The sequence below is a fragment of the Enterococcus avium genome, assembly GCF_002891025.1.
Taxonomy (GTDB): Bacteria; Bacillota; Bacilli; order Lactobacillales; family Enterococcaceae; genus Enterococcus_A; species Enterococcus_A avium.
In genome coordinates this window covers 72,261-84,471 of record NZ_NBSL01000002.1, presented here as the reverse complement: position 1 = coordinate 84,471, position 12,211 = coordinate 72,261, and the positions used below count along the sequence as shown (strand labels likewise).

At 37.5% G+C, this 12,211-nt stretch carries 11 protein-coding genes, 1 pseudogene and 1 riboswitch; of the genes and pseudogenes, 2 read left to right on the top strand and 10 right to left on the bottom strand.

Going from position 1 to position 12,211, the window contains the following annotated elements; translation table 11 throughout:
* Window positions 1–101: 101 nt before the first annotated feature.
* A complete protein-coding gene (locus AUF14_RS00540; protein ID WP_016181053.1) occupies window positions 102–779 on the bottom strand; it encodes a DUF3862 domain-containing protein in 678 nt (225 codons plus the stop codon).
* Between the two features lie 288 nt (window positions 780–1,067).
* On the opposite strand from AUF14_RS00540, the pseudogene AUF14_RS23290 reads away from it, so the two are divergent.
* Window positions 1,068–1,543: pseudogene (locus AUF14_RS23290) on the top strand (helix-turn-helix domain-containing protein); the annotation flags it as partial.
* 393 nt (window positions 1,544–1,936) lie between these two features.
* A riboswitch (M-box (ykoK) riboswitch) is annotated at window positions 1,937–2,073 on the bottom strand.
* A gap of 333 nt (window positions 2,074–2,406) precedes the next feature.
* A complete protein-coding gene (locus tag AUF14_RS00530; RefSeq protein WP_227656317.1) occupies window positions 2,407–4,488 on the top strand; it encodes a MucBP domain-containing protein in 2,082 nt (693 codons plus the stop codon).
* Window positions 4,489–4,586: 98 nt separating this feature from the next.
* On the opposite strand, the gene AUF14_RS00525 is transcribed toward AUF14_RS00530, so the two are convergent.
* The 9 genes from AUF14_RS00525 to AUF14_RS00485 form a co-directional block, all read right to left on the bottom strand.
* The gene (locus AUF14_RS00525) at window positions 4,587–5,819 is read right to left on the bottom strand and encodes an MFS transporter (protein WP_034876543.1); all 1,233 of its coding nucleotides are present in this window, start codon (window positions 5,817–5,819) and stop codon (window positions 4,587–4,589) included.
* Window positions 5,820–5,934: 115 nt separating this feature from the next.
* Window positions 5,935–7,107, bottom strand: coding sequence for a glycoside hydrolase family 3 protein (locus AUF14_RS00520; RefSeq protein ID WP_016181056.1), 1,173 nt, complete (start codon window positions 7,105–7,107; stop codon window positions 5,935–5,937).
* A 264-nt stretch (window positions 7,108–7,371) separates the two neighbouring features.
* The gene (locus AUF14_RS00515; RefSeq protein ID WP_016181057.1) at window positions 7,372–8,079 is read right to left on the bottom strand and encodes a winged helix-turn-helix domain-containing protein; all 708 of its coding nucleotides are present in this window, start codon (window positions 8,077–8,079) and stop codon (window positions 7,372–7,374) included.
* A 167-nt stretch (window positions 8,080–8,246) separates the two neighbouring features.
* Window positions 8,247–8,858, bottom strand: coding sequence for a hypothetical protein (locus tag AUF14_RS00510; RefSeq protein ID WP_016181058.1), 612 nt, complete (start codon window positions 8,856–8,858; stop codon window positions 8,247–8,249).
* A gap of 103 nt (window positions 8,859–8,961) precedes the next feature.
* Entirely contained in the window at window positions 8,962–9,903 is a 942-nt protein-coding gene (gene trhO, locus AUF14_RS00505; protein ID WP_049221154.1) for an oxygen-dependent tRNA uridine(34) hydroxylase TrhO, read from the bottom strand.
* A 294-nt stretch (window positions 9,904–10,197) separates the two neighbouring features.
* On the bottom strand, window positions 10,198–10,449 hold the full coding sequence (locus tag AUF14_RS00500) for a hypothetical protein (protein WP_049221152.1): 252 nt from the start codon (window positions 10,447–10,449) through the stop codon (window positions 10,198–10,200).
* A 76-nt stretch (window positions 10,450–10,525) separates the two neighbouring features.
* Window positions 10,526–11,128, bottom strand: coding sequence for a TetR/AcrR family transcriptional regulator (locus AUF14_RS00495; protein WP_016181061.1), 603 nt, complete (start codon window positions 11,126–11,128; stop codon window positions 10,526–10,528).
* Between the two features lie 292 nt (window positions 11,129–11,420).
* Complete coding sequence (locus AUF14_RS00490) at window positions 11,421–11,666, bottom strand: GlsB/YeaQ/YmgE family stress response membrane protein (protein ID WP_016181062.1); 246 nt, start codon at window positions 11,664–11,666, stop codon at window positions 11,421–11,423.
* Window positions 11,667–11,858: 192 nt separating this feature from the next.
* On the bottom strand, window positions 11,859–12,209 hold the full coding sequence (locus AUF14_RS00485; protein ID WP_016181064.1) for an iron-sulfur cluster biosynthesis family protein: 351 nt from the start codon (window positions 12,207–12,209) through the stop codon (window positions 11,859–11,861).
* Window positions 12,210–12,211: the final 2 nt, after the last annotated feature.

Below are 12,211 nucleotides of genomic sequence, written 5' to 3'. Positions count from 1 at the left end.
ACACTGACTGAATCGGCTACAACTAGACAGAATTTCTTTTCGTAGTTTCAGAGAAACGCTCGATAAATGCCTCCACTTTATTAACATAGATTCATAATATTTTAGTACTCATTCTGTTTACGCTCTTTGAGTTCTCCATCTTTTAACTCTATAGAAAATATTTTATTAGAATCACTCCAAACAAAATATTCATATTGATGTTTACTATGTCTTAATACCATTTCTGAAGTTGGATATCCCAATTTTTTTATTATCTCTTCTTTAGAATAAGTTTGTCCATTCATCATTTGATTAAACTCGTTTAAAAATCCAGGAATACTTTCTTCATGTTTTTTAGCAATATCTAATGACTTAGCTACTACTTTTCCATTTCTAAAGGTTATCATCACTGAAACTACTGGATCATCCCAAGGAAAATAATTCCAGGAGTAAGAAGTCGCTTTTTCCCCTGCATTGTAATCTTCTATTTTTGAGTCTGGTTTTCCAAGCAAATTTTTAACTTCATTTTTTTTGCTCCCACCAGATCCAGAATCTTCTTCCCCAACAGTTATTTTTTCAAAAGTATATTTCAAAGTAGTTAAGCTATCAATTTTTTTATTTACTTTTGATTTAGTTAGTTCTCCATTTTTGATACTTGAATGTGTGGAAGTCACCCTCTTGTCATTTTCTCCTTGAAGATCATAATATTGGTAAAATAGCGCTACAAACGCTAAACAAATTAGTATTGTTCCCAATACAATCAATAAATTATTAAAAACTTTCGAATTTCTCTTTCTCACTATTGCCTCCTACACTGAAACAGTTAATAGATATCATTGTCTATATACCAATATGAAGATTAATCTCTAGCCATTGTAGTTAATAGTATCATCAAATCACCTATTTCTTTTTCTATTTTAACTTATTTTTCATAAAATTTATTCTTTTTTTGATGTTTTTTAACTTTTTTCATTTCAAAACAGGTAGATTTTATAATAAACTTAGTCACTTAGAAAAATAAAAAAGAGCCCTTGCAAATTTCATGTATTATTGAAGCTCCTACACAATCAATAAAGGATGAATTCGCAATGACGCAAATTGAGAATACCATAATTTCACACACAAAGGAAAACAGCTAACTTATGAGGAACGCTGCCAAATCGAAGCCTTGAAAGCTCAAGAACGTCCGTTATCAAACCGAAAAATCGTCAAACAGCTAGGTCGTGCACCACAGACCATCCATATCGAAGTGAAGAATGGTACTGTTCGTCTAATTTGGCTACAGAAAAAAATGGCATGCGTTACGAATATGAAACGTTCATCTATTCCACCTAGGCTGGTCAAGCTGCCTATGAAAAAGCGCGTTAGGATAGCACTAAGCAACCTAAATGGGGCGCTGCACCTGATTTTATGGCCTACGCCGACCAACAGATGAAAAGAGAAAAACCATCCTTTGATGCCGTGGTAGGACGAGCAAAAACTGAATCTCTTTCCACCTGAAAAGATTCCAAGAAGGACAACTCTCTACAACTATATTTATCTTGGTTTGATGACTGGTCGAAACGATAAGATGTTCACCCACTGGAATCTCGAAAAAACTCTCATAAATCATGTCTGAGGTATTGACTCAAATCCACAAGTGCCACCTAGAGAAGATTGTGCGAACTAAGTTCAGATACAATCTATTATTTGTTCCAGAAAATCTAATAAGATGAGATAGAAGGATTTAAGTCTATTGATTTGTGTAAAAAATACAAAGAAATAGGTAATAACCCTAAACATTTCTTGAAACACGAACCCCCCAAAAAATTTATAATTCGATTTTGGAATAGCATTTTACTTGATTCCTATCTCTAATAATTAAGTAAATCAAGACAATCTTCCACTAGTATAAAAAGATGTCAACCATCGGCGAAAAGAACTAACAAGACTGGTGTCTCTCACCCACACAATCAATCTCCTATCTCATCATCTGATATTTAACATTAAACAACGTGAAGAATTGCTTCTTAGCCATTTTATGAGAAGCCTTAACCCGCCATTTCTGCTCAATAGACTATGTTTGTTTAAAAATCTCACCGAACAAGTTTATGTATATTAATCTTCACAAAATACTACTTAATTTAAAATCGATCATAGAATCTTTCGTTAAAAATAAGTCGATTTTGCGACAATTGATTTAAATAAAATAAATTGCTCAAAAAACAAAAGTTATTAATTAAAAATTGATCATTATATCCTTAAAAAAAGATTTATTATTTACACACAACAAATTATAAAAGGATTTGAATTATGAAAAATAAATTATATTTACTTATCAAGAGTTCTATAATACTAGGATCTGTATTGAGTCTCCCTCTCCAAGTCACAGCTGAAACAACGACATACAGCAGTGAATCTGCTATTTCGAATTTCTCTGAACCACCCATGTCTATTAGTTCAACAAATAACGTAAGTTTATCTTCTTCACAATCTGAAACAGCTAGTTCAAACAGCACGTCGAATTCAACTGAAAGCTCCATGGTTCCTTTACAAACTGAAACAAGTTCAACGCCGAGTATACCTGAAACGCGTGCTGCGGACATCAATGCATGGATACCTGATCCTGTCTTACAAGAAATCGTCGCAAAGGCGATCGGAAAAACAAAGGAAGCGTTGACTCAAGAGGATATGTCCAAGTTAACTAGTTTATATATCCAAAACGCAGACAGTGCCATTGCTAGTTTAAAAGGTTTAGAACTGGCTACGAATCTTGATTATTTTTATATGAATTCAAACAATCAAATCAGTGATTTTTCTGTATTAGCTGGCTTGCCAAATTTGAAACAAGTTTATTTGATGGGCACGAATGTCACTGACCAAAATGTACCTGATTTCGGTACGACGATCACTCGCTTAGACCTTTCTGGAAGCAGTGTAACTAACGGTGTATACGACAAAATTACTAAAATGACCAATTTAGAATCTTTGGTCTTCCAAAGTAATATGAATATCACAACAATTGAACCACTCACTGTTTTAAAAAAATTGAATGAATTGCGTGTCCAATTTTGTGGTATTACTGATTTTAGACCGATAAATCAAATGCCTGCTTTGACGCAACTTGCTGCTTTTGGCCAAAATACCGGACGGAATGATCCTGCAACAGACATCAATGCTAAAGACTTAAATTATGATGCAGATAAACAAACAATCGATATTCCATTTTCAATTATGCCAAATCGAATGACTAACTATGACGGCTATGTTCCCCCATTCACTACGTCAAATAGTTCTAGTCAGACCTATCTTGATTTCAATGGTGTACAGCTAGACAGCAGTCGATTGACAATAACAGATGAGGGCATTACTGTTTCCGGGGTGTCGCAGGAAGAATTCGATCAGCTGCAAACCTTTGAATACAACGCTCGTTTGAATAATCCTTCTGGAACATACAATCAACCTGAGCGCTTTACTTTCTATGCCATTTCATCAGGAACCTATTTGCATCAATTCAATGTTCAACACATTATCGCATCACCCGGGGTAACGATCAAATACGTTGACGCGGATGGCGACAATATCCATGCTCCTCAAACAATCGAAGGAAACGTTGGTGACCAATACGATACAACTACAGCAGATTATCAGTTGATTATTCCCGGCTATAGCCTCGATCAAACGAGCATCCCGGAAAATGCAAAAGGCAGCTTAACTGCCGACCTGCAAACCGTTACTTATATCTATCAACGAAACGTCGCGGAATTAAAGGCGCATGACTCTACGATTTATGTTGGTGAAAGTTGGAAGGCAGAAGATAATTTTGACGGCGGAACTGATCCTCAAGGAAATCCAATCACCTTTGAAGATGTTTCTGTTGTTGGTGATGTCGATAATACCAAAGTTGGTAAATATGAGATCACTTATACTTACAATCGTGTGCCAAATAGGATATGGACGGGCGATCATGCTACAGTAAAAGCTACCGTTACCGTGATTGACACTGAAAAAAAAGCCCAACCAGTCATTGTTAAATATGTTGATCCAGCTGGTAAAATAATCCATGAAGAAAAAGTTGTGAAGGGTGAATTAGGCACGGACTTCGATGTTTCCGGCAAAGAGTATCAACCAGCGATTAAGGGATATGTTTTAGATGAAAAACAATTGCCGAAAAATTCAAAAGGAAGTTTTAGTGATAAAACGCAGATCGTCACCTACGTTTATCAGCCGGAAACAAAACCGACTACAGAAACAAGCGATTCGAGTACGTCTGGCAAGCCCTCAGCCCCAACAACGAGCACTGATTCCAGCAACCAATCCATAACAGGAAAAATTTCTGATTCAAATAATAACGTGTCTCCTGCTGGATCATCGACCAATCTTAGTCACCAAACTGTAACTACCAAAAATACAAGCACAAAATTACCAAAGACTGGTGAAACTATCGTATCGAATTATCTTATTGCGGGTATTTGTACTCTGTTCCTCGCGACTGCCTTACTGCTTTTTAGTCGAAAAAAAATAAAATGATAACGAAGAAGCATCCTAGCAGATTTAGCTAGGATGCTTCTTGTATAGCTTTCATAAACACTAATTTCTCAATAAGAGAGATCACATAAAAAATTCTCTTACGTTGATTTACTCATGCTTTTCACTTTCGCTCGGCGATAAAACACTAAACATAAAAGGCTAAAGAATAGCGTCAAAATTCCTGAAATCAAAAACCAGCGTGCGATTCCCAGCTTTTCTGAAAAAGGCCCTGCCAGTAATAAACCAACAGGCATGGCGGCGGACATCACGCTGCCAAACAAAGAAAAAACCCGACCCAGTTTTTCTGGTGCCACTGTTTCTTGCAGGTAAGCCATAAAGGGAATATTGTACAGATTTCCCACGCCGCCCATCAGAATACAGAAAAAGACAAACAGCCAGTAACCGTTTTGGTTTGCAGGCGCTAAGCCGCTGCCGATAAACGTAAGGGCTAAGCCGACACATGACAACTGTGCTGCTAATAATTTTTCCCGCCATTCCTTTTTCATTCCAATCAGAAATGCACTGATCATCATTCCAGCCGCGTAAGAAAACTCCACCATACTAGCAAACCAGGCGGATAATCCAAAATGAACATTTGTCATTAAAGGAAATAGTGTGCCCAACGGCAAATAGAAAATCATAATACAAAAGGAAAAGATCATGACCACCAACATCGGCGGATCTTCTCTAAATACATTGAGTCCATCCTTCAGCTCCTGAAAATAATGTTGCGGATGTTCATCATTGCGAACAATATTTGGTACCGCCACAATCCACAAGGTGAAGGAGGCAGCCAATGCACCGATCAAGTCCGTTAGTAGAATCAGCCACAAGGGCATCACCGCGAACATTGCAGCTCCTAAAACCGGCCCCAGCATAAACGCCCCAGATTGTAAAAATTGGTTCCAGCTGTTGGCTTTGACCAGTTCCTCTTCTGGAACCAGCAATGGTACAATCGCTTGGATCGAGGGTGTGTGAAAGACATTTGCCAATGCCCGCAAGAACAACGCCACGATCACTACAGCAAAGCCCGGTCGTCCCAATAAGAACCACATAGACAGCACGAATGCAACAAGCCCCATAAATAAATCAGCAAAAATCACCACATATTTTCGTTTTAGCCGATCCAGCCAGACACCGACAAAAGGACCTAAGAACATTTGAGGTAAATAGGCGAAAAGTCCTGCTAAAGACAACATGATCGCTGATTTTGATTCGTTGGTCAGCCACCAAATCAATGAAAACTGAACGGCCGAGCTTCCGATCAAGGAAACTGTCTGTCCAGATAAAATTGTTAAATACTTCTTTCTCCATTGTTGTTTTTCCATCATTGCTCCTTTGTTTGTCGTTTGAACAAACAAAAAGTTCGTCAAACGTTAATTATTTGGCGAATCGGTTAATTTTCAAACGCATCGAAGCACACATAAGAATTCCTCCTTTTCTATTTTACTTGATTAAACCTAATTCAACTTTCCATGTCAACAGCCGTTCCACCGATTGATTGAGCTGCTCTTCACTATATTGACCATTTTTGATCGCCTCTAGGATATAAGGAATCTGGCTGCTGTAGCTTGAGGATAAAATCATATCATTTCCCGCCTGCAAAGCCTGCAATCCGGCTTCTTCTTGAGAGATAAAATCAGCAAGTCCAGCCATATCCATATCGTCTGTCATAATCACACCCTTGAAGCCTAATTCATTGCGAATCAAGTCATGCACTGGTTTTGAAATTGAAGCTGGCCGCTGACCGTCAATTGCAGAAACGATATTGTGGGAGACCATAATACTATCAACACCTGCCTTGATTCCTGCTTCAAAGGGGAGAAAATCATTTCTTCGCAGTTCATCCAGCGAACGATTATCGGTTACAATTTCTACATGGGAATCGCGATTATTCCCATAACCGGGAAAATGTTTGATAGTTGAACCCAGCTTTTGCTTTTTCATTTCTTCTACGCTTAATTTGACATAGTGACTGGTACCAGCTGCATCCATCCCAATCGTCCGATCATAGATAAAGGATTGCGGATCTGTTGAGACATCCGCATCAGGAAACATCCCTAGTTGAATTCCTAATTCACCAAAGACCTGTGCTTTACGATCAATATCTTGTTTGATTCCATCCCAGCCATTTTTTTGATACAGCGCTTGAGGACTTTGAAAAGGCGGCGAAACGATTTGATTTCTGCTCAAACGACTCACCGTACCGCCTTCTTCATCGGACCCAATAAACATTGGCGTTTTGCTGGCCTCTTGATAACTTGTGATCGCCTGCTTCACTTCTGCTTGCCCTTTTCCTTCCATGTCACGGTCAAAAAGCAAATAACCGCCTAAATGATAATTTTGGATATCGGCTACCTGATTTTGCTCTGGTACACGAGCCATAAATAATTGCCCGACTTTTTCTTCCAAGGTCATGGCATTCATTGTTTTATCAACAGTTTCTTTCATTGTCGACTCCTTTTTCTGGGATTCAGACGTCTGCTCTGTTTGCTTTACGGACTCACTTGGTTTTGTTGAGTCACTAGTTATTGAAGACTCTTTCTTAGAATTTCCACACGCAGTCAAACTCAGGACCGCTGATAGGATCATCAAACTCAGTACAACGCTTTTTTTCACTTGGATACACTCCTTATATGAAGGGTGATCTAATAAATTAGATTGTCTTCACTAATATATGCCTTCCGTTTAACTCTGTATGCTTATTGTAAATATTCTATTATTTTTTCACATTTATAAAAAGGCGGATTATAAATATCAGAACGGATATTTTTTAATATTTACGATATTATTCTAGCACAGCTTGCGAAAAGAAAGCATCATTTCAAATTTTTCTATAAAAAATGCTGAGAAAAGAAGATATCTTCTTTTCTCAGCATTGCTTTACTTGTATGAAATTGCAGCACTTTTACGAAAACGATAGCCTTTGCCCCAAATCGTTTGAATAATCTCGTGATCAACCTCCATAATTTCCAGCTTCAGCTTGATATTCTTTACTAAAGAAGAGAGCTGGGCTAAACGCGATTGGGAAATATGTCCCCACAAGCTCTTACACAACTCATCGCGCGAGATGATCTCTCCTGGGTTACTCCGTAATTTTTCTAAAAGCTGCAGCTCTAATGACGATAAATTAACTAGCGTCATCGCTGAAAGATCCAGATCTTCTTCGACTACTTCCTGACGCTTTTCCGTTACCACAGGTTCAAAGGATTTATTCTGATATTGTGTAGCAACTTCGGCTAATTGTTCTCTCAACAGCTCTACCGAATCACTATTTTGTACGATCCCATTTATTCCTTGTACTTCTAACAATGAACGTTCCTTCTCGCTGAGGGAATGATCAACTTCTCTCAGTATGTTTTGACCATTTTCCCGTAGTTTCGGTAACATCAATTCCATCTCGTAGCTTGAAATGGTCTCACCGATGATGATAATCGGAAAATGATTGACTAAATTCGAAACGCGTCCTTCCATCTGAATCTCATTGAGAATACTGGTGGAACAAAACACTTCATAATTTAAATGCTGCAATTTATTTGTTAAAGCTTCTTCTGCTAATACATTTTTTGTTAAAACTAAGATTCGAACCATTCTCATACCCTCATTTTCTACTCATAATACTCATGAATAGAATATAACTTAAATTTAAGTAAATAAAAGTTCTTTTTTTAGAGGATAATAAACAAAATATTGAACATTATAAATTATATCGTTTTTTTGAGGCCTTAATAAAGAAAAACCGTGATTTATTATCACGGTTAAGCAGCTACCTTATTTAATTCTTTTGTATGTTTCACAGCTTTCTCAAAAATTGGTAAGTTGAATTGTTTATACAACGCACCTGCCACGAAGTAAGCAATGTTGAAATCAACTAAGCTATGAACTAAACCACCAACGCCCATCAGAATAAAGACGGTATAGATATATCCTTGTGAATAGAAGGTGTCTGGCATATTTCCCATAAAGTAAAAGGCTGAGACGACAATCATTTCAGCAATCGCGTGGATCAGACCGATGACTAGGTTAAATACTTGAAAACGCCCATTTGCTAGTGTGAATTTTCCATTTTTTAGCACAAGCTCAGGATGTTTTTGTAGATAATAAGCACCAAGCAGTGCAAAAATCAAATGTGAAAAGGCTCGTAAAGCAATAATCGGCGTAGTAGAAATAAAAAAGCCGAATGTAGTTCCTAAAACAACCGCGATCGCCACTAGCGGTGAGAAGAACATCGCAATAAACACGGGAACATGACTGGCTAACGTAAATGACGCTGGTCCAATCACAATTTTCGGCATAACCATCGGAATCAAGATCCCAAGTCCGATCAGTAACGCTGAAATCGTCAAATTTCTAATAGAATGATTTTTCATTTTTTCCTCCTTGATATGTCAAGACACTTAATTGAGTTTCAGTTTAGTCCAAAACCACTCAGGTGTCAAGACAGTTGGAGTGAGAATTTTATGAAAAATTTCATTATTGATCAATTCGTGCTAAATGTTCATCCCGTTGCTTTAGCGTCATGTGATGTTTTTTCAAATATCGATTATTAGGATGTTTGGCGCAGGCAATCGAACAAGCCCCTAAATATTTTTCTTCATTTTCTTCAGAAACAAGTATTTGCCTATTACACTCTGGATTGCTGCAATTGATATATCGTTCGCAAGGAGTACCGTCAAACCATTCTTTGCCGATCACCTGTTTGTCGACTTGGTTAATTTCCACACTGATCCGTTCATCAAAGACGTACATTTTCCCATCCCATAACTCGCCTCTGGTAGTTTCGTTTTTACCATAAGCCGCAATCCCACCGTGAAGCTGCGCCACATCTTCAAAGCCTTCACGGATTAACCAGCCAGAGAATTTCTCACAGCGAATACCGCCAGTACAATAAGTAACGATTTTTTTGTCCATGAACTGTTCCTTATTCTCGCGAATCCACGCAGGGAGCTCACGAAAGTTATGAATCTCTGGACGAATCGCCCCGCGAAAGTGCCCCAGGTCATATTCATAATCATTTCGAGCATCAATGACCACCGTGTCTTCGTCTAATAGAGCCTCACGAAATGCTTGAGGCTCTAAATAATTTCCAGTCAATTGCCGCGGATCAATGTCTTCTTCCAAATGCAACGCTACTAATTCCTTTCGAGGACGGACAAATAATTTCTTAAACGCATGCCCCTCACTTTCATCCATCTTGAAATAAGTATCTTTGAAGCGTTCATCTGCCAGCATAACATCCATATAGCGATCCGTAGCTTCCTTCGTTCCTGAAAGAGTGCCATTGATCCCCTCTGGTGCCACTAAAATCCGGCCCTTAATATCTAAATCACGACAAAAAGCCAAATGCTCTTTAGCAAACGCTTCGGGGTCTTCGATTGTTGTGTAGTTATAGTAAAGTAATACGCGATAATCCATGATGATTCCTCCTGTTTCTTTATCCTTTACTACTATAGGAGATAGACCCTGTTTTTTCGAGCTTGATGCTTGTGGATTCTTTCTCAAGTTTGGGTGTAATAAAAAATTAGTGGTACATTCGACACTTGTTGAAAACAAGATCAAATGTACCACCAATCTGTGCTATAACCATCTCTCGAGAAAAAATTGCTTGTGATTGCAGGAGCTATTTTACCTTTTTCTTTCTATACCTTCCTAAAATACAATGGAGATTATTCTAAGTTCTGATAAATCAACGTGTCCTAACGTTGTTAATCAAACCTTATCACTCGTTGTTTCTATTGATTTATCAGTACTTAAAATAGCTGCATTAGCAAAACACCCAATCCCTAATACTACAAAACTTTTTTTCTTAAACACTACCCCTGATAATAAGAAATAGCTTCCTAAAATTTTATTTGTACGAGCAATCGATTCTTTTGTTTTTCTGTCTGGTCGAGGAAGCTTTACACTCACACCTAATCTTTCACCAAACGCTTCAAAAAAATCTGCTGATTTATTTATCATCTTTCTGCTCCTCCTTTTTACTGCAACGACAGCCATTGTTGACATAAACAATCCAAAACAACTTTCTAAAGCCTTTCTAACCTGAAGCCTCTACAAATAATTCTCCAATCAATTTATCCGTCATAAAATCAAAAACAGTAAAAAAGTCGCAAACTGGTTCGATAGTTTTTTTCGTAGCGATAGAAGACAGCAAGGTACTCAGTACACCAAAAGCAGTCGCATCATCAATAACAGGTTGCAAATTAACAATCTGGCAAACCTCTTTGAAAAAAGACATACTTTCAAATTTGATTGTTTCTATTTCCTCCGTTGATAACTTTGTAACAAACGCACGAAAATCAACTGAGTTTACATCATAAAGAAATGGGTTATGATCAAACTCACGTGCTAGTTTTTTTAATGCCTTTGATAACCCCATACGATTAGGTGTCTGGAGGACAGTCTCCTTAAATCGTTCCGTCAAACGTGACTGGATTGTTTGCGCTGTTTCTAAAAATAGCTGTTCTTTTGTAGCAAACAACACATAAAACGTACCAATAGAAATCTTTGCCTCACTACAAAGGGCTTTAATGCTCGTCTTTTTATAGCCCTGAGCAATCCAAAAATCCTCACACAGTTGAAGCAGCTTCTGTTTGATTACTAATTTATCTTCTGGACTTAATACTGGTTTATTAGGCATGATCGAATTCCTTTCTAACTATACGAATATTTATATAATTATATTCGTAAAAAGAATAGCATGATCCCTTGATCCTGTCAATCTACACTTCTGCCTACATATCTTTTAATGATAAACACCTGGTCTGAAATCAAAAGCTGGATCATGCGTCTTTATTTATCCTCATTAAATGGATAGTCTGTCTTAATTTACTACTTTAGATTTCTGGAAAACAGAAAAAAATCAGGTTCTCCTTTCATCGTCTGAAAGTGAAACCTGATTTATCTATAATCTGATCCTGCTTAAAAATCGTCTATTTGCGTCGTCCTAAGAAAAACGAAACAATCAGTACTAAAATCACAGCACCAATAATTGATGGTACTAAGGCCATGCCCGCCAACGATGGTCCCCAAGAACCAAGTAACGCTTGACCTAGTGCTGAACCAACTAAACCTGCAACGATATTAGCAATCCAGCCCATACTATTTCCTCTACCTGTAATCGCTCCAGCGATTGCACCAATCACTGCGCCAATAATTAATGACCATAATAAACCCATAATAAATTTCTCCTCACTTCTATATTCTCTCTTGTTTTATCAAAAGTTTTTCTCACTGTTGTATTTTAATTTGTTTTCGTTTGTTTCTTCTTTAAGATAATAGGAATCAAAAACAGCAGCGTTGGAATAACTACTTTTTTTGCTAATTTAGCCATTTTTGCACCTCCTAAAACAACTAATATTTTAAGTCTTTTAACTAAAGAAATAATTCTTCAGTTTCATATTGTAATCCAATACTCCATCTGAATTTTCTAAAATGAAGCTGTTCAATTCATTGCAGTAATCCAATTCAATCTCTGTGCCTAAGTTAGCTTGATCCTCAGTAGAAATAAAGACTTGAAATTCCTCGTTTTCTACCGATTGATTGTATTGCTGGCTTTTTCCATAAATAGGAACGATTTGGAAATAGCTACCCTTTGCGCAGCAGCCTTTATCTCTTAATTCTTGATTTTCTTCTGTTCTGGAGGCCAATATAAACGCATGATTCTCCCCCAGCTGACGGCATAAAACATCCTTTGCTTCAGTACTTACTAGCATTTCCATAG